This window comes from Parapedobacter pyrenivorans (assembly GCF_014636865.1).
Lineage (GTDB): Bacteria > Bacteroidota > Bacteroidia > Sphingobacteriales > Sphingobacteriaceae > Parapedobacter > Parapedobacter pyrenivorans.
Map to the genome: position 1 here is coordinate 547,679 of NZ_BMER01000002.1, position 22,594 is coordinate 570,272.

The window sequence follows — 22,594 nt, forward strand, 5'->3', positions numbered from 1 at the left end:
CTATTTCTTGTCCCACCAAACGTTGGTTGTGATAGGCACTATAGCAGGAACGTTTGGATTACGATTCCGCTCGTCCTGTGGGATAATCAACCTTTTGGGGTATTGCCCTCCTGTAACACCATTTTTCGGATAAACAAATTGGCCGGGCACATAAGATATGTCTGTTGAGTAAACGGGGCTGGTTTTTGGGTATCCCGTCCTGTTTTTCTCAATATAACCCTCTAAGGCATGAGCACCAGGAAACGAAGCCCACTTTTGTACAATAATCGCCTCCAACTTTGACTCGAAGTCACCCGAAGCCGGATAGACATATACACCGTCTGAAGCTGTAAAATCAGCTGCTCGATCCTCTACTCCGTATTGTGCAAATGCGGCCTCGACACCACTGTTGTAAAGCTCGTTGGCTCCGACACCCCCATAGTACCGCTCTAATGCCTCAGCTTGCAGGAAATAAGATTCTGCTTCTGAAATAAAGTAAACAGGGTCTACCGCTGTCGCTCTGGCAACTGAGATATTAGCTAACGCTGGATCAGGGTTGTTATAATCCCCTTGGTGATTACCGGAATACGTTGTCGTTCCGCTAGTCGGCGAAAAGTAAGAACTCAATCTGGGATCAGCATTGGTCTGCAAAAATGAAAGGAAAGTAACACTCGCGCGGAGATTTGTTGTCGTATTCAGCCTACGAAAGTTGAATTCGAAAAACGGATTACTTTTATCTTGAGTACCTTCAAAGATCGCCAGCTGAGCATCTGTATCCAAGAACTGAGCTCCGCTGTCATACATCGCCCGTATTCCTGCCTCAGCCTCCGCCGACTGCGCATAGACCATTCTCAGGTAGAATTTCAACTTCAAGGTATTGGCAAACTTCACCCAATTGTCCATGTTAAACCGAAAAACAACATCCAAAGCCTTATCCTTAGTAGGATCTACCGGATCAGCTCCGGCCTCCATCGCAAGTGCATTGTCTAACTCCGCAATCAACTTCTTGTAGATTTCGTATCCTTCTTCGTAGGCTGGCGTCAGATTTTCTACACCTTGAAAGGCCTCGTCGTAAGGAAGCGTATCATACAAATCAACCATCAATTGATATGTATAGGCTTTCATCACCGTACCCATCAAAAGATAATGCCAATCTTCAGTTTCTTGCGCCTTTTTAATCACAAAATGGTAATCGTTCAGCGCACCTGAAAACACTTCGTTGAACCGGCCATTCAAAGCAGTCTGGGTTACGTTGTAGGAGTCAAATTCCCGATACTGGTTAGAAACCGAACTTTGGGTCCAATATTGCGCCCAAATTCCTCCCAATATCGCATACTCGCCTCCCAATGCTCCTGCAGACGAAACAACAGCCGCAGGAAATACCAATTCCGGTGTACCTTTACCCACCTCAGGATTATTAGGATCTTGATTAATATCCAATGCTCGCTCACAAGCACCCAATGTCAGCAGGGAAGCCAAGCCGAAAGCGACGGCTTTTCCCTTTATACTATTTATATTTATTCTCATCGTTCAGTTTAATTAAAACGTTGCCCGTAATGATAAACCATAAGACCTCGTAGTAGGTCCACCAGCAAACTCACCTAAATCGCCGCGAAGGTCGTTATTATACGTACTGACATCCGGATCGATAAAGCCATTTTCGGCAGGTACCCAAAGCAGTAGGTTACGACCAAATGCTGTTAAAGACAATCCCTGCAGGCCTATACGAGATGCAACTGTTTGCGAGAACGCATAGGAAAGCGTCACGTCTCGTAAACGTAATGATGTCTTGTCCAACACCGTGCGGCGGGATTCAGTTTGTGTGGTAGAACCATTGTTAAATAACGAATAATAATTTTCCACGTCAATAGGTGTTGTGTTCTCCACATAGGAAACATTCCCCTCTGAATCCGTTATTTTATTAACAGAATTCGGGAAAATGTACGGATTTCTATCGTTATACGTTGTCCTCACTGAATTTCCGATAAAATCCGTAAGTTGTGAGGTATAGCTCCAAAACTTCCCACCCTTTCTGTAGTCAAAGGCAAAGCCTAAGCTCCAGTTATTTAATCGTAAGGTATTGGTCAATCCCATAGTGAAATCACGCTGGCTATTTCCGAAGACCTCCTTATCGTCTGCTTGGGTCGGGATACCATTTGACGGATTGACAACGACATTGCCATTCGGATCGCGTTCCTCGACAGGGCCTTTGTATACACCTAAGGGCTGCCCCTTAATGGCTACGAAGTCAATATCATACCCACTGGCAATTACCACTTCATTAAGACCTTCTGGGAGTTCCAGTACTTTATTGCGGTTACGTGCAAATACATAGTTCAAGTCCCAAGAAAAGACATCAGATTTCACAGGCGTCACATTGACTGCCAACTCGATCCCCTTGTTTTCTACCAATCCAAAGTTCATTACCAAAAACCCATATCCTGATGTGTGCGCAATTGGCACCGGAAGGATTTGGCCATCTGTACGTTTATTGTAATAGCTAAAGTCGAAACCAACACGATTATTTAGGAACCTTACGTCCGCACCCAATTCATATTCGGTGGTGATTTCCGGCTCTAAAGCGCTATTTCCAATCTGATTCGCTACTTCGAATGAACCGACACCACCTAATGGAAATGTGATGTTACCGAAACCAAGCAATACATCGCCACCAGTTAGTAAAGAGCTTAATAGATAAACTCCTGCATCGTTACCGGTTTGTCCTAAACTAGCACGTAATTTGGCAAAGCTGATGCCGTTATCCTTCAACGAAGGTGCTAAATCGGTCAAGACCAAACTCAGGTTTGCAGCGGGATAGAAAAAGGAGTTCTTCCCCATAGGTAAGGTTGAAGACCAGTCATTCCTAGCATTTAGCGAGAGAAATAAATAATCGCGGAAGCCAAAGTTTGCCTGTGCATACGCACCAAACAACCGTCTTTTGGTATAATCCGCTGATGAAGTAGGGGGCGCTGATGAATTGGAAAGGTTATAAAATTCGGGAACAGTCAGGTTCGTAATAGCCGATGTCTGTACGCGGGTTTCACGTTGGTTATAATTCCAACCCAACAAACCATCGAATGTAAAGTCTTCATTAATGGGCGCATTGAAATTTAACAACACGTCTGTATTGAATTCCCCGAAATACCGTGCCTCTTCCATGACACCACCGACATCTGGCTGACGGGATGCATTCGGGCTATTACCGTCAGGTCTATTGATAGCCTGCCAGTCTTTCAGACGTGAATTCGTAAAATCGCCGCCCACCCGGACAGTCGAAGAAAGCCAATTAGCAAATTCGTATCCGACTTCAGCATTCCCGTAAACCCGGTCACTATTAAAATCGTTACCATTTTCATTTAACACAAAATATGGATTCTGTGCATAGGGCGTGTAAAAGGTGTTGATGTCATAGAATTTAGCCTCATAGTCCTTGCCATCCACAATACTGATATCCCGTGGAAACTGAATGAGTTCTTGAAACATGGTAGCACCGGTATTAGTACCCTGCCCTGTTGCTATGAATTTCGCTTTCCGGCCCACATAGTTAATGGAACCGGAAGCATTAAATTTCTCATATTTGGTAGAACCGCGGAGACTTAATGTATTGCGATTGTAAGAGTCCGCGTCTGTCGGAACAATACCGTCGCTTGAAATGTTTCCATACGATAAATAAAACGTAGACTGCTCGTTACCACCGCTAACTGCGATGTTAGTATTCAATTCCGCTCCTGTGTCATAAAAATCCCGAATATTATTCTCAAGGGCTACAAAAGGCTTCACAAGACGCGCGTTGTCTACCGTATTTCCCCAAAGCCGGTTTGCACCGTCAAAACGTGGCCCCCAGCTTCCTTGCTCAATCGGATCAAATATACCACTCCAGCCTTGCCCAAAGGTGTTTTGAAGCCTTGGCAGCATCAATATTGAAGACAGGGTTGTCGAGTGATTCAAATCGACAGAAATCTTGCCGGCCTTCCCTTTCTTAGTGGTAATGACGATCACTCCGTTAGCCGCACGTGAACCATACAAACTGGTCGCACCTGCACCCTTGAGCACGTTAATGGATTCAATATCTGCTGGATTAATGTCATTGGCATTGTTTCCGAAGTCGGTTGAGCGATTGACTGGTTCAGCTTCTCCAAAAGTACTATTGTTAACGGGAACCCCGTCAATCACATATAGTGGCTGGTTATTTCCGCTAATGGAAGAATAACCGCGCAAAACCACTTTTGTCGAGGCACCGGGTGCTCCGGATTGCGACGTAATGTTTGCACCAGCAATTTTGCCTTGCAAGCCATCAAACATACTTACGGGCGAAGTCCTGGTAATATCTTCTGAATCAACCTTCGTGGCCGAATAACCCAAGCTTTTCGCGTCTCGCGAAATCCCCAGGGCCGTTACCACGACCTCATCCAGTGAAGCGGCATCTTCGGTCAACTGTACATTGATCACCGACTGATTTCCGATATCTACACGCTGAGTCGTATAGCCAAGGAAACGAAACTCCAGCGCCATAACGGCTTGTGGGGCGTTGATTGTAAATGCGCCCTGCTCATCCGTTTGGGCGGCAACATTTGTACCAACAGCGAACACGGACACCCCTGAGATCGGACTGCCGTCGGCCGCTGCCGTAACCCTACCGCTGATTCTCCTGTCTTGGGCGTATGCCGATCCAATCAGCAGTATCCCCAGCATAAAGAAACATAGTAATTTTTGTTTCATGTGTTTGTGAATTTGGTTAAAAAATAAAAAAGTTAAAGATTAGTTATATGACCTATTCCAATGGAAGTGGATAGGATTTGAAAGATATATGGATAGCCTACTCGCCAGGCTTGATAATAAGAGAATAAAAACCTAATTGAAAGGACACCTTAACAGCTGTTACTAACAGTGTATCGGTTGATGTTATTTTTCCAAACATTGCCTTCACTTTACCTTAAATGCAATGCAACAATTTTAAACGACAACGCTGGTATGAAAAGAGATTAGTAACGCCCCTAAATCAATTGCGATTTATCAAAAATAGATGTTTACTAAGAGAAAGGAGTGTAAAGAATACCAATAATGTGTGTCTAAAAAATGTGCCTCAATGTGTGACTTAATTCTATCGCTGCCCCAAAAGTACGATGTTCAGCCATATAATCAAATTTTTCCCTAAAAAAAAGTTAAAAAATGTTAACGTGCCGTACATATATACCATAAGATTTTTGTTACTTTGGCCATAAAATCGATAAAGTAACCATGAGCGCTAAAACCATTTCGATCATCGTGCTAACCGTGTTGGTTACAGTTATCCTCATGAAAAATATGGATGAGGTCAATTTTTGGATATTCGGTACACGAACCGTTCCCAAACTGGCGGTCTTGGGCACCATGTTCTTCATCGGTGCTGTAGTCGGTTTCCTGCTTGGCCGACCGAAAAAGAAACGCATCAAGGAAGAATATCCGGCGCCCGACACGACCTTCGGCACGGACAAACCGCTGGATCAAGCCGATGAGGATTACATCAGGTAGGTAGTTGAAAGTTGAAGTAATGTATACCGGCTTCATAATGATAGTCCAGCTCGGCTTGGTAAAGTTGCGCAATCGCCTTGACAACGGCTAGACCAAGACCGGTAGATGACGCGTTGTCTGCTGCCCGATAAAAACGGGCAAACATTTTCCCTGGGTCTAACGGTTGCTTTAAGCCGGTATTAGCAATTTCGAAGCCGTTATCCTTGATGACGATGTGGACAGCCCCCCCACTATGGTTATGAACAATGGCGTTTTTCAATAAATTCGTGATCAATACATCTGCCAGATCCGCATTGAAAACCCGCGTAAACCTGGCTTTTTCAACGATTTCAACAGTGATGGCTTTGTATTGGAGAAGTTCATCAAAGTCAGCTATCTGTTGCCGCAGCCGCTGATTGAAATCGACTTTTTCTTCTTTCGAAAACTGCTTATTTTCAATCTTGGAAAGCAGTAATAAGGACTTGTTGAGCCGGGTCATCCGTTCGAGGTACTGGATAGCATTCGCTAGCAACTGCATCTGCCCGTCCGCTCCCTGGAATTGTTCAAGCAGTAACTCAAGCTTATTGATGGCAATCGCCAAAGGGGTCTGCAGTTCGTGTGACGCATTTTCGATAAACTGCTTTTGCTGCTGGAAAACGGCGATATTGGCTTTAAGCAACGCAGCCACGGTATCATTCATGTCCCGGAATTCCGTTACCTTGGTCTGCGGTGGTTTAAACGATTTATCCTCGCCCAGCTTAAACCCCCTCAATTCGTGCTGCAACTCATAAAACGGTCGCCAGATTTTTCGCAACACCCAATTATTGATGATAAATGCACTGGCAATCACCGCAACATACAACCACAGCAAGGCATGGAGCAAGTCACCTACCAAATCCTCCCCTTCTACCATGGAGGTGATGATCCTCAATTCATAATACTGTTCTGCTGGGGTAGAGAAATACGTGGTAAGCATGCGCACCACCTCATAGTCTTCCTCATACTCCATATACATGGAAGTGTCCCTGAACTGTTCCGTTGCCCGGAGGGCCCATTCGCGGTCGATGGGCCGTATGGCATAGTTGCTTTCGTCAAAGCTGTCCTTACTGAGTAACGTTGAATCCCGGCTGGCCTTTTTGATAATGAGCATCTTGTAGTTTTCCAGCCCATCGTCGATACTGTCGTACACTTCATCCATCATACTGAAGTAGAAGACAACGGCCCATATACTCAAGATGAAAATCAATGAGGCAGAGAGATACAGCAGCGTGTGATTAAGCAGCTTCATCTATACAGAGAGCTTGTACCCTACCCCGTATATCGCTTGGATTTCCAGGTTGGCACCATGGTCTTTCAGCTTCTTGCGCAGGTTTTTGATCTGAGAATAAATGAAGTCGAAATTATCCGCGTTGTCCATGTGATCGCCCCACACGTGCTCGGCCAATGCGGACTTGTAGATCAGGCGGTTTTTATTGACTACAAAAAAAGCCAATATATCGAACTCTTTCCGGTTAAGGTGGATTTCGGCACCCGCTACATTGACCGTCCTACTATCGAAGTTCAGTTCCATATTATTGAGCCTTACGATATGGCCACCGCCAAGTGCTTTCCTCCGTATTACGGCTTTGATGCGGGCGTTCAGCTCTGCTAGGTGAAATGGTTTAGTCAGGTAGTCATCAGCGCCCAACTCGAGCCCTTCCAATTTATCATCCAGCGAATCCTTAGCTGAAATAATAATCACGTTATCGCTCTTTTGCTTCGATTTGAGTGCCCTTAGCACATTCAGCCCATTGCCATCCGGCAACCCCACATCAAGCAAGATGCAGTCGTAGTCGTAAAGAGAAATCTTCTCAATGGCCGACCGGAAATCGGGGGCCGCCTCGACAATGTACTGTTCTTTATGCAAGAACTGGATGATATTCTCCCGTAATCCTTTTTCGTCTTCAACGATAAGCAATTTCATACGCCGGCTTTTTAAAAGCACAAAGATACCGTGAAAATCTGTAAAAAGGCTGGAGGACTTCCTGCACCGGTTTTACTTCTTCAGATCTTCTTTTACTTTTTTTGCCGCGTCGCCAACCTCATCTCCCACCTTCTTTGCCGCATTCTTTACATCCTTAGCTACTGCCTTTGACGCATCCACGACTTCCTCCTTGGCGCTTTGAACACCTGCCTTAACCCCTTCCTTGGCTTCCTCGAATTTCGATTTCGATTCGTCACCCAATTCTTCTGCTTTTGCCTTTATTTCGTCACTTTTCTTCTGAACGGTATCCATAGCAGCATCTACTTGCTCGCCGATGGTATGGTCGTGTCCATCATGATCGTGATCGGCATGATTGTGCTCATGGGCATCGTCGATCGATTCACTGCTATTATTGCACGCTGCAAACGTCAACGCTCCTGCAAACAAGGCTACCAATGCCAGTTTCTTCATTTCTTCCGTTTGATAATGGTGAGATTATTTTAAATATACACTTCCCTTTGCTGCTTCCAACGTATTCTTCAGCAGTCCGATAATGGTCATCAATCCTACCCCACCGGGTACAGGCGTAATCCAGGATGATTTCGGCGCAACGTGTTCAAAATCGACATCTCCATAAAGCTTATATCCCGATTTGGTTTCGCTACTGACCTCACGGTTGATACCAACATCGATTACCACTGCACCTTCCTTTACCATATCTGCAGTAATAAAATGCTTTTTTCCGATTGCCGCTACTACAATATCTGCGCGCTGTACCTCTTCCTTGATGTTTTTTGTGCGGCTGTGGGTTAGCGTTACCGTACAGTTGCCGGGTTTTTCATTTCTCGCCAGGAGGATACTCATTGGGCTTCCCACAATGTTGCTCCTCCCTACCACCACGGCATGCATGCCCGTGGTATCGATACCGTAGTGGTCGAGCATCAACAAAATACCATACGGCGTGGCAGGGATAAAACAAGGTAGGTTGCGTTGCATCCTGCCAAGATTCACAGGATGGAAACCGTCCACATCCTTTCGATAATCAATCGCCTCGGTAATACGATCCGGATCGATGTGTGCTGGCAATGGCAGCTGCACAATGAGTCCATCTACCCCTGCGTCCGCGTTGAGTTCCTTGATCTTTGCAATCAGTTCGGCCTCGGTGATGTGCGTTTCGTAGTGGATATTGGTAGACTCAAAGCCAACCAATTCGCAGTTACGCATCTTGCTGGCCACATACGTCTCGCTCGCACCGTCGTTGCCAACGAGAATCGCTACCAAATGCGGCCGCCTTCCGGTCGAAGCCAAAAATGCTGCGGCTTCTTGCTTGATGTCTTCCTTGATTTTTGCGGATACCAGTTTTCCGTCAAGTAATTGCATATTATTCGAGATTTAATCCAACTTCAACACCGCCATAAATGCCGATTGGGGGATTTCAACATTACCCACTTGGCGCATGCGCTTTTTCCCCTTCTTCTGCTTCTCCAACAATTTGCGCTTACGGGAAATATCGCCACCGTAACATTTCGCCGTTACGTCCTTACGCAATGCCCGGATATTCTCGCGGGCGATGATTTTAGCCCCAATAGAGGCCTGTATGGCGATTTCAAATTGCTGCCTGGGCAACAGCTCCTTCAGTTTTTCGCAAATCTTCTTACCAAAGTCATAGGAGTTGCTCCTATGGATGAGTGACGATAATGCATCCACCGGCTCACCGTTCAACCGGATATCCAGCTTTACTAAGTCTGATTGCCGGTACCCTATTTGATGGTAGTCAAACGACGCATACCCTTTGGATATGGTTTTTAACTTATCATAGAAATCAAAGACAATCTCACCCATCGGCATTTCGAACACAAGCTCCACCCGATCGGCGGTCAGGTAAGATTGATTGACAATCGTCCCCCTTTTTTGGATGCATAATGACATAACCGGCCCGGTGAACTCAGCCTTCGTGATGATATTCGCTTTGATGTAAGGCTCCTCCACAAATTCCAACTTGCTGGGGTCGGGCAAGTCTGACGGATTATGCACGATAATTTCCTCGGTATTTTTCGTGAGGTAAGCTTTGTAAGACACGTTTGGCACGGTGGTAATGACCGTCATGTCAAATTCCCGCTCCAGCCGCTCCTGGATGATTTCCATATGCAACATGCCCAGAAAACCACAACGGAAACCAAATCCCAGTGCAGCAGAAGACTCAGGCTCGAACACCAATGATGCATCATTGAGTTGCAATCGGTGCATACTCTCGCGCAGTTCTTCGTAATCTTCCGTATCTACCGGATAGATACCGGCGAATACCATTGGCTTCACCTCCTCAAACCCTTTGATAGCTCCTATGCTTGGGCGGGCCACATGGGTGATGGTATCACCTACCTTTACCTCACGGGCTTCCTTGATGCCGGATATGATGTACCCGACATCACCAGTCTTGATGACCGCTTTGGGTACTTGATTAAGCTTCAATGTGCCGATCTCATCCGCAATATATTCTTTGCCTGTGGCGATGAACTTCACTTTGTCACCTTTTCTTATTTCGCCGTTCTCCACTTTGAAATAGGCCATGATACCGCGGAACGAATTAAACACCGAATCGAAAATCAGCGCTTGCAAAGGTGCCTCCGCATCGCCTACCGGTGCAGGAACACGGTCTACAATAGCATTCAGGATATCCGGCACGCCCAGACCCGTCTTTCCGGATGCAGGGATGATGTCTTCGCGCTTACCGCCGATCAAATCAACGATCTGGTCTTTCACCTCTTCCGGCATCGCTCCGGGCAAATCCATTTTGTTCAGTATTGGGATGATTTCCAGGTCGTGCTCAACGGCAAGGTAAAGGTTCGAAATCGTTTGCGCCTGAATTCCCTGGGAGGCATCGACGATAAGCAATGCACCCTCACAGGCCGCAATGGAGCGCGATACCTCATAAGAAAAATCCACGTGTCCCGGCGTATCGATCAGATTCAGTACATATTCCTGCCCATCCCGCTCGTAGTTCATCTGGATGGCGTGACTTTTAATGGTGATGCCCCGCTCACGCTCCAGATCCATATTATCCAGCAGCTGCGCTTGGGCTTCGCGTTGGGTAATCGTCTTCGTAAACTCCAACAGCCTGTCTGCCAAGGTGCTTTTTCCGTGGTCTATGTGCGCAATGATGCAAAAATTACGGATATGGTTCATACAATCATCTTCAAACGGCAAAGATAGGTTTTTGACAGGATATTTTTGGACCACAGTGACATTTTGGATAAAGTACACCAAAAGGTTCGTATCTTTGGCTTACAACAATGCAAGTAATATGCAACTGTCCATCATTCTGACGAGTAAATACCGGCTGCTGAGCTTGGCTGCCATCGTTGATGTCTTCGAAACTGCCAACCGGTTTCTCAAAGATGACGGAAAGCCAGCGCTATTCCAGATCACATTGGTTGGCGCCAAGGAAATGCAGTCGCTTCCGGACAACATCAGCCATATCCCCTACAGACCATTCACTGAAGGGGAGTTGTATGACTTGATCTTTATTCCTGCCTTCGGACCGGTAGATCTGGCTCAAACCGTGGCTGAAAACAGCTGCTTCATTCCGTGGCTTCATGAGCAATATAAAAACGGCGCCACATTGGCCAGCTACTGTACCGGTGCTTTCCTGCTTGCGGCCTCGGGGTTGCTCAATAATAGGCGCGCCACTACCCATGTAGATGCCGCGGATAAATTGGCCGCTTCTTTCCCCCAGATCAAGCTCCAGCAAGAGGCTGTTGTAACGCAGGATGCCAACATTTACACCAGTGGTGGAGCTACGAGTGGATTTCACCTCAAGCTGGCCCTGATCCAGAAATACTGTGGCCGGGAATTGGCTGTCCGCATCGCGAAGGTCTTTTCCATAGACATGGACCGCGAAAACCAAGCATATTTCGGTCACTTTTCGCCCATTGAAGCCCATGATGATGAATTGGTGATGCGTGTCCAACACAAAATCAAAAACGAATTTCCCGAAATCAAAAGCATCGAGGAGGCTATCGCGGATATCCCGGCCAGCAGGCGGAATTTGGTACGGCGATTCAAACAGGCTACCGGGATAACCCCTATCCGGTACCTCCAAAAAACAAAAATAGAAGCGGCAAAAAAACTACTGGAAAATACCGAGAAGGGGTTGTTTGAAATCATGCTCTCTGCCGGTTATAATGACATGAAAAACTTCAGGCAACTGTTCAAGCAAAACACCGGGATGACACCAAAGGCTTACCGGAATAAATTCGCTATGCGGTTTGAACCGATCATTTAATATCGAACACGGATGACACGGATATTGGGAATGACCATCTACCTGTTTTTTGTGGCCTCTCTAGCCGAGGCCCAGCCAACACCGGGTAAAGAGACGCTCATTGTTACGCTGCCCACGGAATACCGCTGGAAAAGCGATAAAATACCTAAAGATACCAAAGGCATACGCGGCGTAGCCTACACGACAAGGGGCAAGAATCCAGAAAGCACACCCGTTCAAACCGTGACGGTCACCACCATAGACAGGCGGTATTATCCGATGAAGGCCGAGGGAACGCCTGAGGAAAAATGGCTTTATGAGAAGGCTGGATGCCCTGACGCTGAGCTGGAAATTGTGGATAGCAAAGTGGTGGACGGCCGCATGGCGATCCTATACAGCATCAAATCCACGAAATTACCGGGTGGCGAATGCGGATCAGTCACCTTGATGACCTACGTAGCTGAGGGCCCAACAGCGCTGCATACCGTTGAACTTGCGATTCCAACGCCGTATCTCACCCCCGAACGGTACAAGCAGTGGTGTGATGCACTGTTACTGAGCCGTATCGAGTAACACACGCTCGCCGCGTTTTGCGGATTCCCTAGCGGCATGCAAAATCTCCACGACAATTAAATTGTTTGCCAGTGAGGATAAATCGTTCTTGCTTTCTGCACCATCCTTCAATACCGCCTTCAAATACGAGAGGTGGTCGGCGAAGTAGGTGTTGTCTGTTAGCGGAATGCGGGTTTGCCGCGTCGGACCGGAATAACGCACCAAGGTATTGGGATCCACCGCATGCAGGGAGGTCTTTTCGCCATACACCTGTAAATCCTTGATGCTATATGGCCAATCCCACGAAGCTTGGATAATGCCCGTTGTACCACCTTCATACTCAACGATGATCGTGGCATCGTCATCCACCAAGGGATACACCGTTGGTTTCAACTGCCTTGTCACCGCCGTTACCGCAATCGGACGTGTGCCATCCATCAGCCAGGTCATCAGATTCGCGCCATAACATCCGAAATCAATCAATGCTCCGCCTCCATTTTTTTCCGGATGGGTAAGCCAGCTCAAGAAAGCTTCGCTGCAACCGATCTCTTTCGGCCCTTGATGCCCGTCTTTCACCATGATCTTCTTCAGTTTTCCGATATCCCCCTCCGCTACCAGCTGCTTTAAGGTCTGGTTGCTATCATACCATGTCGTTTCGTAGTTGGTCAATACCTGCGTCTCGTATTCAGTCGCTAATTGGGCAATCCGCCTAGCATCTTCATTCGTTGCCGCCAGCGGCTTCTCTACCATCAAAGGAACCCCCAGCGGAAGGCAAACCTCGGCCACTTCCACGTGTTCGGAAATCGCATTATAGGCCAAAACAACATCCGGTTTGATCACGCGCAACATGTCTGCAACAGTTTCGAAAAACAAGGTTTCCGGCAGTTTATACTGGTCTCGATAGCGTACTATCAATTTTTGGTCGCGCTCAGCAATACCCAAAATATCCACCTCATTATGCTGATATGCATTCAATAGGGTATGTACGTGGTCATGGCTTAGTCCCGCCACAGCAACTTTCAGCCGGTCTTGCGCAAACGCGTGATTAAAACATAACAACAGAAAAATCGAAAAGGCCTTCATAAAATGACAGGTTGGCATCATCATTGCATTCATCTTCAGACAACTAGGAATTGATTAAAAACAAGAAACATATTAATTGCCAAGTATATGCAAAAAAGTTCAGAGTTGCTCGGCATGTTTCCTTATAATTCAACAGATATTTCCTATGTTTACAAGCAATAAATTCAACGTACATGAAAACCGTAAGTAATTGTATATTAATGGCCTGCTTAGGCATGTTAGCCATCTCTTATCAAAGCTGCAAGCCAAAACAGGTCGTACTTCAACCCGCGGCCGAGGTCGTTGAGCGGGATATTCCAGAAGAACGCATGGTTATGGAGCCGAAGAAAGAGGAACCAAAGGCTGCGCCTACCAAATCAGACCCGACTCCCGTGGCTCCGCCAAATTACACGTTCAAGAATATCCAATTTGAATACGACTCACACGTATTGAAAACTGAATCCTATGCGATCCTCGACCATATAGCCAGGGAGATGCAGAAAGATGCTGATGCTAAATTTATCATTGACGGACACGCCTCAATCGAAGGAACTCCCGAATACAACATGGAATTATCCATTGATCGGGCCAATGCCGTAAAGCTGTACCTGGTCAATTCAGGTATCTATGGAAATAATCTGACGGTAAAGGGTTATGGTGCTACCCGGCCTGATGCTTCCAATGATACCGAAAGCGGGCGTGCACGAAATCGTCGCGTGGAAATCCGTCACGTAGACTAAGATAGGAAATGGCTGATTTGAAGTACAACCAGCGAGGGGTATCCGCGGGAAAGGAAGACGTGCATAATGCCATCAAAAACCTTGATAAAGGCTTGTTTCCCCAAGCTTTCTGCAAGATCATTCCCGATATATTGGGCGGAGACGATGGCTGGTGTAACATCATGCATGCCGATGGGGCTGGCACGAAATCGTCCCTAGCATATGTTTATTGGAAGGAGACGGGCGACCGGTCTGTCTGGCGGGGTATCGCCCAAGATGCCATCGTGATGAACCTCGATGATTTGCTTTGCGTAGGAGCAACGGATAATATCCTATTGTCATCCACCATCGGCCGTAATAAAAACGTGATCCCCGGGGAAGTTATTGCCGAAATCATCAATGGTACCGAAGAAATTCTCGCCGAACTCCGCGACCTTGGCATCGGCATCTATTCTACGGGGGGAGAAACTGCCGATGTGGGCGACTTGGTGCGCACCATCATCGTGGATAGCACCGTTACCTGCCGGATGAAACGCGAAGACGTCATTTCAAACCATCGGATACAGGCCGGTGATGTAATCGTAGGATTAGCGTCATACGGCCGTGCCAGTTACGAAACCGACTATAACGGTGGCATGGGATCCAACGGATTGACGTCGGCGCGGCATGATGTATTCCACAAGGCTGTTGCCAAGCAGTTTCCGGAGAGCTTTGACCCGGCTGTACCGTTCGAATTGGTATTTGCCGGCAGCAAAGCACTCACAGAAGCCATTGAAATCCCGGGCTATGGTGTTACAACCGTCGGAAAACTAGTCCTTTCCCCTACCCGTACCTATGCACCGGTGGTGAAGCAGGTACTCGACAAGTATCGCACGCAAATCCACGGGATGGTTCATTGCAGTGGTGGCGCACAGACTAAAGTTTTGCATTTTATTGACAACCTACATGTCATCAAGGATAACCTGTTTGATATCCCGCCCTTGTTCAAGCTTATTCAAGCAGAGTCTAATACCGCTTGGCAAGAAATGTACAAAGTGTTCAATATGGGGCATCGCATGGAATGCTATGTACCAGCCGCTATTGCAGACGATATCATTGACATTGCCGATCGGTACGGCATTGCCGCGCAGATCGTGGGGCATGTGGAGACCGCGGCTGTGAAGCAGGTGACCGTCAAATCCCCATTTGGTGAATATGTTTATTATTGATCGTTATTTACCCTCAAATGTCTCCCAAACTAAAGGTGATCGGTTGGAAGGAAACCCTAGATCTGCCGGATTTGGGCCTTCGCGATATTCCTGCCAAAGTGGATACTGGCGCCCGTACATCCGTGCTGCATTGCAGCCATATCCAACTCATCAAAAAAGGTCGGAAGCAGTTTGTCGAATTTCGGCCCCTGGATGACCGTTGCCGTCCACAGTCGGAGACCTATGTGTTCCCATTCCATAGCGAACGGAAAATAAAAAATTCATTTGGACAGGAAGAAAACCGTTACATCATCCGTACATCGGTCACCCTGTTTGACGAATTACATCCCATCGAGATTTCACTACGTGACCGATCCGGAATGGAATTTCCCATGTTATTGGGCCGCACCTTCATCCGTAAAAAATTCGTGGTCGACGTATCGCGGTCAAACCTCGCCCGAAAAGCGAGCAAGGATAACAAGTAGTCGCAAACATTCGGGCATTGTTATTGTTTCTACCCATCAGTAAGTCATTAGAGCACACGTGAAGATAGCCGTATTATCAACAATCAAAAACCTATATTCTACCCGTCGACTGGTAGAGGCTGCCCATTTGCGGGGTCATGAATGCATCGTGATAGATCATAGCCAATGCTATGTGGGAATCCGACAGGGCCAACCCAGCATCCACTACAAGGGGCAGCATCTCTCGGATATCGATGCGATTATTCCTCGGATAGGGGCATCGGTGACCTTCTATGGATCGGCCATCGTACGGCAATTCGAAGTGATGGGGGTGATATCCGCCAATCCCAGCCAAGCTATTACGCGCTCGCGCGATAAGCTGCGCTGCATGCAGATCCTATCAGGGGCGGGTATCGGCATGCCCATCACGGGATTTGCCCGTAGGACGCACGATGTGGACGACCTCATCAAGATGGTGGGCGGTCCACCGTTGGTCATCAAGTTGCTCGAGGGCACCCAAGGCATTGGCGTGGTATTGGCCGAAACCAAAAAAGCGGCCTCGTCTGTCATCGAAGCATTTTACGGCTTAGGCAATAACATTCTCATCCAGGAATACATCAAGGAATCGCGCGGCAGTGACATCCGGGCGTTCGTAGTCGATGGTCGGGTTGTTGGCGCCATGAAACGTACCGCAAAGGAAGGCGAATTCCGGTCCAATCTCCACCGTGGAGGCACGGCAGAAATCATCAAACTCAATAAAACGGAGCGAGAAACTGCCGTACGCGCGGCAAAGGAATTGGGTCTTACCGTATGCGGCGTGGATATGCTGCCTTCCGACCGTGGACCACTTGTGCTCGAAGTTAACTCCTCGCCAGGCCTAGAGGGTATTGAAAAAGCCACCAATAAAGATATTGCCGGTGAGGTCATTTCCTTTCTTGAAAAGCAGTATGTCCTGAAACAACAGACCAGGAAAGAGCGGAAAGTAAAGGCTGGGCAGAAGCTCTGATATGGCTGATAAAGGGGGGACAAATCTGATTCGCGAATAAGCAAATAAACCTTATATTTACCGACCTAAACGGATCATAACCATGATAGACAGCATATTGGGCGCAATCCATTGGAATACGAGGCCAGAAATCTTCAGTATCGGCAGCTTTGAAGTTCGGTATTATACCTTATGTTTCTTACTAGCCTTCATCGGTAGCTACGTATTGATGCTTCGCATTTTCAAGCGTGAAAACAAGCCACAGGAGCTGTTGGATCAGTTGAGCATTTATATTTTTGTCGGCACATTACTGGGTGCAAGGCTCGGTCATTGCCTATTCTATGAATTCGATTATTATAAGGATCACCCACTGGAAATGATACTGCCATATACCTACGTGGACGGCAAGTTTACCCTCACGGGCTTCCATGGATTGGCCAGCCACGGCGGTGCTATCGGTATACTGGTTGGGATTTTCCTTTTCTGCCGCAAGACCAAGACGGATTTTTTATGGATTGCCGACCGGCTGGTTTTGGTTGTTCCGCTGGCAGGGGCTTTTGTGCGCATCGGCAATTTTTTCAATTCGGAGATCATCGGTTTGCCCTCGGATTTGCCCTGGGCGGTGGTTTTTGAGCGCGTGGATGCCATTGCGCGGCATCCGGCACAGCTTTATGAAGCGATTTGTTACCTATTGATATTTATCCTGTTGTGGAATATCTATCACCGAAAATCATTATTGAAGCCAGGCTTTCTATTCGGCCTGTTTTTGATCCTCTTATTCGGTGCACGTTTCGTCATGGAATTTTTAAAGGAAAACCAGGAAGCGTTTGAGGCGGGAATGGCGTATAACATGGGCCAACTATTGAGTTTGCCATTTGTTGCCGCGGGGATATATCTCGTATTTCGGCCATATCAGGCACTGCCTAACAAGAAGAAATAATCCACTAAGGTGTTCCCTGTTTCGCGGGTGACAACATAATTACGTCGAATCCGAATTTTACCGGAAACAAAGCGTTAATTTTGTCACTTTCATGGCATCCACGCAAAGACATCGGCTTTTTATCTTTATCACCCTTGGGTTGCTTTCGGCCATAGGGCCGTTTTCCATAGACATGTATCTTCCTGGCTTTGACGCCATAGCGGCGAGCCTGGATACCACGGTGGCACACGTTCAGCTTTCGCTTACGTCCTTCTTTATCGGGATCGCTTCTGGACAAATCATCTATGGTCCATTACTGGACCGCTTTGGCCGGAAAGTCCCCCTCGTCGTCGGACTGATTATTTACATCGTGGCGTCTATCAGCTGTGCATTGACCAATTCCGCCGATTACCTCGTCGCTTACCGATTCATACAAGCCCTGGGCAGTTGTGGAGGCATGGTTGCGTCGCGCGCGATGGTGCGTGATTTTTTCGGGCCGACGGAAAGCGCTAAGATCTTTTCCCTATTGATGTTGGTCATCGGCATTTCGCCCATACTCGCACCCACCGTGGGGAGTTTCGTGATGGCGCACTGGGATTGGCATGGGATATTCCTGGTGTTGGCGGTGATGACCACATGCATTCTACTGGCTGTCATTTTTTTTCTACCGGAGAGCAAAGGACCCAACCCCAAAATGTCGCTCATGCCCCGGCCGATCACCCAATCGTATTGGCAGGTCTTCAAAAACCGGCAGTTCTTCACCTATGCATTTGCAGGGGGCTTCGCGTCTTCTGGCTTATATGCATACCTAGCTGGATCGCCTTACATCATGATTACGCTATATGGCTTGAACGAAAAACAATACGGACTGGTATTTGCGTTGATTGCATCCGCGTTGATTACAGCAAGCCAGTTGAACAGGTATTTGTTGAATAAGTACAGCAGCGAAAAAATAGCCAGAACAGCACTGATCGTTCAATCCGTTATCGGCTTGGCATTGGTCGGATTTTGCATCGTTGGATACATCAACCTTTTTTGGATGGTCGCATTAATTTTCCTATTCCTTGGCTCACAGGGATTCGTCTTTCCCAATACTTCCGCGCTGGCCCTCAGTCCCTTCGACAAGCTGGCGGGGAGTGCCTCAGCACTGTTAGGCAGTCTGCAAATGGCCTGTGGAGCGCTGTCTTCGGGGTTAGTGAGCTATTTTCACAATGGAACAACGATTCCCATGGCTGCGGTCATGGCCGGTTGCGCCTCCCTCAGCATGCTTATTTTGTCAGCAAGCTTTCGACGGCCAGCCGGTAGCCGTCCAGACCAAACCCGCAGATAACCCCCTTACAGTTTTTCGCAAGGTAAGAATGATGGCGATACGGCTCCCGGGCGTAGACATTGGAGATATGCACTTCAACAACCGGCGTTGTCACTGCCGCAATGGCGTCAGCGATAGCTAGTGAAGTATGTGTATAAGCTCCTGCATTGAGAACGATGCCGTCGTCGGAAAAACCAACTTCATGGATTTTATCGATAATGGCCCCTTCGTGATTACTCTGGAAGTAGGATAACTCCACCCCGGCTACCTGTGCACGCAACCTCTCGAAATAAGTCTCGAACCGCTGGTCCCCGTAGATACCCTTTTCGCGTACCCCCAACAGGTTCAAGTTGGGGCCATTGATGATGATGATCCTGCTCATAGGTTTGCAATATCAAAAAAAAAACGGATATCCTAAAAATCATAATAAAAATTGCGGAACGATGCGCGCAGCCCGAGGGTGAACATACCGGTTTGGTGATGCTTGCCCAATGAGGGCACCCCATGGCGCCGGTACACGGCACCGGCTTCTATCCGCAGGTTATATTTCGGGTTGAACAGATAGGAAACCCGTCCATTGGCGTATAACAGGTTGTTGCTAACCCCCTGACCGATACGGTTGCCATACACACGCAGATGCGTACTATACGATTTGAAAATATCGTTCCCATAATTGGTCGTAGAATCCGGGTCTGTACCAAACTTCCCCCACGTGCCGTGAAACGAGAAATCAAACCGTTGGTACGAATAATTCAGTATGCCGACCAACTCCCTGAAATTAGCGCCCCAAGGATGGGCCAATGGTTGGCCGTAGTTACTGTAGTTGCTTACCGGGTCAAAATGCGAATACGTATAAGGGCGGGCTGTATTGTACTCAGCTAGGAAATTCAAGTCCTTGATTCCGAATGCATCGAAGCCCCGGAAACCGAGTTGTGCCGCCCATTTATTATTGACATGCCCATTCCCGGCGAAAAATTCCTTAGCAGTAAATTCACCCAACAGAAATTGCCCGTAAACCGTGAGGTTCTTCAACGCCTTGTATTTCGTATTTAGGCCCAAGTGCATCTTATCGGGCGAAGAAGTATTCGTCAACTCCACAGGTCGCATGAAAATAATCGGATTGAGGTAATTGAAATCAAACCCACGTCGACCGGCCGCATTCCGGGAGCCCCACACCACCGACTGGAAAAGCCCAATGGAAAACCGATTGTCTACATTCCAGTCTAGGTATTGAAATGCACCCCACTTCCAGTTGTCGCCAGCACGCCTTACGGAGTCGAGCGAACGCGGGTGCATCGGATCCAGCATATAGGCCCACATGCTCATATACTGCACGTTGCCCAATTCGCCTGTTAGTTTAAGGGATGTATAGTTGGAAGAAACATCGGAAAGCAGCAGCGAACGGTAGCCGTCACCGATGAAATTCTTATCATAGGCTAGTGTCACGTTCAGGTATTTGGCAGCGGTATACGACAAAACCGCAGAACCATACATCCAGTCCTTTATCCGTGGATTGCTTTCCATGGTCTTACCATACCCCTGTCCCGGAGTGATGGTATGCGTAAAAATATAATCACCCACATAATCCGGAAAAACCCCTTGGTTTTCGAAAAAATTCACGTACAGTGAAAATTTATCTTCGACGGTCACCCCGGCTTGTGCACCTCTGGTGTTTAACCACGTGGTACGCCCGCCACCGGCGAAGTCTCGGCCAATTTGGAAGTCCGGCAGGAAGTCTGCGTAAAATGTATATTCATCCTTTTTAATATCCACGAGGTGTTCGTTGTATAATTTTCGCCCACCCCAGGAGTTCCGCTGGCGCACCCCCAATTGCATCAGCGTATCATACCGAGCGCGTAAAGCGCTGTCTATAATCATCGGCTTCAGTGCCGTATGAAGGCGGGTGCCCGTATCATATAAGGTATTATTCAGCTTTTGATAAAAGTGATATGAATACGGTTGATAGGTTGACTGGGCATTGCCATCGTACAAAGAGCCACTCAAAAGGACAATAAGCAACAACAGCCGGAAGCTGCGATAGTCTAAACGTCTTGTCATCATGTAAAAAAAATCAGTCAGCAAAGATAACATTGCATACCAAGAATTAAGCCATTATTCGGCTGTAATCCACCGACCCACCTACATCACGGCAAAAATCAGCTAAAACACGATTAGCTAAAACGAATTTGCTTCGATGATATTAACCGATTTTTTCGCATATTGCAGCGCAGAAAACAAACAATGGTGCGTCCTATACGCGATAACGAACCGAATAATATTACGTCATGAAACGAAGAACCTTCATCCAAAACACCAGCTTGCTTGGCGCCGGACTATGGGCCAGTAAATTCTCGCTTGCTTCGACCACGCAGGATTTCCCGACGGTACGGATCTCCGAGGGCCAGCGTCATTTTTCCAGTGAGGCTATCGAACGGGCTATCCAGGAATTCCAACGCCATACCGGCAATAAAGAATTGGGTTGGTTATTTGGCAATTGTTTTCCCAACACACTGGATACCACTGTTTTTCCAGAAGAAAAGAACGGAAAACCTTACACATATGTGATTACAGGCGATATCGATGCAATGTGGCTTCGCGACAGTTGTGCGCAGGTATGGCCATACCTCCCGTTTATGGCTGCCGACCAAAACTTGCAGCGCCTTATATCGGGGTTAGTCAACAAGCAAAGCCAATGCATCAACATCGATCCCTATGCCAACGCATTCTACAACGATCCCACCCGCGTAGGCGAGTGGGGAACCGATCATACCGATATGAAGCCGGGCATCCACGAACGGAAATGGGAAATCGACTCACTCTGTTATCCCATCCGCCTTGCATACGCTTACTGGAAAGCGACAGAAGATAACACGCCCTTTGACAGCGAATGGGTAACCGCCCAACGCAACATCCTGAAGACGTTTAAGGAACAGCAACGGAAAGAAAATCTAGGCCCATACCGTTTTGAACGTACCACGGCCCGCGGCTCGGATACCCTACAGGTAGATGGCTATGGCTACCCCGTCAATCCGGTGGGGCTGATCTGCTCGGGCTTTAGGCCGAGCGATGACTCGACGATCTTTTCATTCCTTATCCCGTCCAACCTATTCGCTATCGTCAGCTTGCGCCAGTCGGCCGAAATGCTGGCCAATATCGCCAATGAGCAGTCATTGGCCAAGGAAATGCTCGACCTCGCCGATGAAGTCGAAAAGGCTGTGAGGGCGTATGGCATTGTTGATCACCCCATGCACGGCCGCGTATATGCGTATGAGGTAGACGGCTTTGGCAGCTACATGATGATGGACGATGCCAATATCCCCAGCCTGTTATCACTCCCCTATCTCGGCGCAGTTGACGCCAGTGATCCGATATACCAGCGTACGCGCGCGTACATCTTATCTGAAAGCAATCCGTTTTTCTTCAAGGGGTCGGCAGCTGAAGGCATCGGCGGACCGCACATTGGCCGAGATATGATCTGGCCCATGGCCATTACCATGCGTGGACTGACTGCTACCGATGATGATGAAATAAAATCATGCATTGAATCGTTGCGACGCACACATGGTGATACGGGCTTTATGCACGAGTCTTTCCACAAAGATGATCCCAAGAAATTCACCCGCAAATGGTTCGCTTGGTCCAACACCCTATTTGGTGAATTTTTATGGAAAACTTATAAAGAAAAGCCATATTTGCTGAAGTAA

The 22,594-nt window shown here is 47.6% G+C and carries 20 protein-coding genes; 10 read left to right on the forward strand and 10 right to left on the reverse strand.

The features are described 5' to 3' along the window. Both IEV98_RS14155 and IEV98_RS14160 read right to left on the reverse strand, forming a co-directional pair. Positions 1–1,506 (reverse strand): SusD/RagB family nutrient-binding outer membrane lipoprotein, encoded by a 1,506-nt coding sequence (locus IEV98_RS14155; RefSeq protein ID WP_188506639.1) that lies wholly within the window; start codon positions 1,504–1,506, stop codon positions 1–3. A 12-nt stretch (positions 1,507–1,518) separates the two neighbouring features. Next, the gene (locus IEV98_RS14160) at positions 1,519–4,698 is read right to left on the reverse strand and encodes a SusC/RagA family TonB-linked outer membrane protein (protein ID WP_188506640.1); all 3,180 of its coding nucleotides are present in this window, start codon (positions 4,696–4,698) and stop codon (positions 1,519–1,521) included. A gap of 519 nt (positions 4,699–5,217) precedes the next feature. On the opposite strand from IEV98_RS14160, the gene IEV98_RS14165 reads away from it, so the two are divergent. Next, positions 5,218–5,490: a hypothetical protein gene (locus IEV98_RS14165; protein WP_188506641.1), complete on the forward strand. Its 273-nt coding sequence runs from the start codon at positions 5,218–5,220 to the stop codon at positions 5,488–5,490. Here IEV98_RS14165 and IEV98_RS14170 read toward each other — a convergent pair. From IEV98_RS14170 to lepA, 5 genes are all read right to left on the reverse strand, one after another. Beyond that, positions 5,483–6,757, reverse strand: a complete 1,275-nt coding sequence (locus tag IEV98_RS14170; RefSeq protein WP_188506642.1) for a sensor histidine kinase — start codon at positions 6,755–6,757, stop codon at positions 5,483–5,485. The two genes, IEV98_RS14165 and IEV98_RS14170, sit on opposite strands and share 8 nt — an antisense overlap. Further along, positions 6,758–7,432 (reverse strand): response regulator transcription factor, encoded by a 675-nt coding sequence (locus IEV98_RS14175; RefSeq protein ID WP_188506643.1) that lies wholly within the window; start codon positions 7,430–7,432, stop codon positions 6,758–6,760. It lies immediately after the preceding gene. 72 nt (positions 7,433–7,504) lie between these two features. Then, the gene (locus tag IEV98_RS14180; protein ID WP_188506644.1) at positions 7,505–7,903 is read right to left on the reverse strand and encodes a hypothetical protein; all 399 of its coding nucleotides are present in this window, start codon (positions 7,901–7,903) and stop codon (positions 7,505–7,507) included. A 24-nt stretch (positions 7,904–7,927) separates the two neighbouring features. Beyond that, positions 7,928–8,812, reverse strand: coding sequence for a bifunctional 5,10-methylenetetrahydrofolate dehydrogenase/5,10-methenyltetrahydrofolate cyclohydrolase (locus IEV98_RS14185; RefSeq protein WP_188506645.1), 885 nt, complete (start codon positions 8,810–8,812; stop codon positions 7,928–7,930). Between the two features lie 12 nt (positions 8,813–8,824). After that, complete coding sequence (gene lepA, locus IEV98_RS14190; RefSeq protein WP_188506646.1) at positions 8,825–10,615, reverse strand: translation elongation factor 4; 1,791 nt, start codon at positions 10,613–10,615, stop codon at positions 8,825–8,827. A gap of 118 nt (positions 10,616–10,733) precedes the next feature. On the opposite strand from lepA, the gene IEV98_RS14195 reads away from it, so the two are divergent. Together IEV98_RS14195 and IEV98_RS14200 are read left to right on the forward strand one after the other, a co-directional pair. Beyond that, the gene (locus IEV98_RS14195; protein ID WP_188506647.1) at positions 10,734–11,714 is read left to right on the forward strand and encodes a GlxA family transcriptional regulator; all 981 of its coding nucleotides are present in this window, start codon (positions 10,734–10,736) and stop codon (positions 11,712–11,714) included. A 12-nt stretch (positions 11,715–11,726) separates the two neighbouring features. Continuing rightward, a complete protein-coding gene (locus IEV98_RS14200; protein WP_188506648.1) occupies positions 11,727–12,266 on the forward strand; it encodes a hypothetical protein in 540 nt (179 codons plus the stop codon). On the opposite strand, the gene IEV98_RS14205 is transcribed toward IEV98_RS14200, so the two are convergent. After that, positions 12,246–13,328, reverse strand: a complete 1,083-nt coding sequence (locus IEV98_RS14205; RefSeq protein ID WP_188506649.1) for a Gfo/Idh/MocA family protein — start codon at positions 13,326–13,328, stop codon at positions 12,246–12,248. The genes IEV98_RS14200 and IEV98_RS14205 overlap by 21 nt on opposite strands. Positions 13,329–13,501: 173 nt before the next feature. Here IEV98_RS14205 and IEV98_RS14210 point away from each other — a divergent pair, with 173 nt between their 5' ends. The 6 genes from IEV98_RS14210 (at position 13,502) to IEV98_RS14235 (ending at position 18,911) form a co-directional block, all read left to right on the forward strand. Then, positions 13,502–14,047 (forward strand): OmpA family protein, encoded by a 546-nt coding sequence (locus IEV98_RS14210; protein WP_188506650.1) that lies wholly within the window; start codon positions 13,502–13,504, stop codon positions 14,045–14,047. A gap of 8 nt (positions 14,048–14,055) precedes the next feature. Next, positions 14,056–15,234 (forward strand): AIR synthase related protein, encoded by a 1,179-nt coding sequence (locus IEV98_RS14215; protein WP_188506651.1) that lies wholly within the window; start codon positions 14,056–14,058, stop codon positions 15,232–15,234. Positions 15,235–15,251: 17 nt separating this feature from the next. Next, positions 15,252–15,698, forward strand: a complete 447-nt coding sequence (locus tag IEV98_RS14220; protein WP_188506652.1) for an ATP-dependent zinc protease family protein — start codon at positions 15,252–15,254, stop codon at positions 15,696–15,698. A 58-nt stretch (positions 15,699–15,756) separates the two neighbouring features. After that, complete coding sequence (gene rimK, locus IEV98_RS14225) at positions 15,757–16,683, forward strand: 30S ribosomal protein S6--L-glutamate ligase (protein ID WP_188506653.1); 927 nt, start codon at positions 15,757–15,759, stop codon at positions 16,681–16,683. Positions 16,684–16,765: 82 nt separating this feature from the next. Continuing rightward, positions 16,766–17,602 (forward strand): prolipoprotein diacylglyceryl transferase, encoded by an 837-nt coding sequence (gene lgt / locus IEV98_RS14230; RefSeq protein WP_229738768.1) that lies wholly within the window; start codon positions 16,766–16,768, stop codon positions 17,600–17,602. A gap of 91 nt (positions 17,603–17,693) precedes the next feature. Continuing rightward, positions 17,694–18,911, forward strand: a complete 1,218-nt coding sequence (locus IEV98_RS14235; RefSeq protein WP_188506654.1) for a multidrug effflux MFS transporter — start codon at positions 17,694–17,696, stop codon at positions 18,909–18,911. Here the strand turns inward: IEV98_RS14235 and aroQ are convergent. Both aroQ and IEV98_RS14245 read right to left on the reverse strand, forming a co-directional pair. Beyond that, positions 18,850–19,272 (reverse strand): type II 3-dehydroquinate dehydratase, encoded by a 423-nt coding sequence (gene aroQ, locus IEV98_RS14240; RefSeq protein WP_188506655.1) that lies wholly within the window; start codon positions 19,270–19,272, stop codon positions 18,850–18,852. The two genes, IEV98_RS14235 and aroQ, sit on opposite strands and share 62 nt — an antisense overlap. A 32-nt stretch (positions 19,273–19,304) precedes the next feature. Beyond that, positions 19,305–20,951, reverse strand: coding sequence for a gliding motility protein RemB (locus IEV98_RS14245; protein WP_188506656.1), 1,647 nt, complete (start codon positions 20,949–20,951; stop codon positions 19,305–19,307). Between the two features lie 224 nt (positions 20,952–21,175). On the opposite strand from IEV98_RS14245, the gene IEV98_RS14250 reads away from it, so the two are divergent. Next, entirely contained in the window at positions 21,176–22,594 is a 1,419-nt protein-coding gene (locus IEV98_RS14250) for a glycoside hydrolase family 125 protein (protein ID WP_188506657.1), read from the forward strand.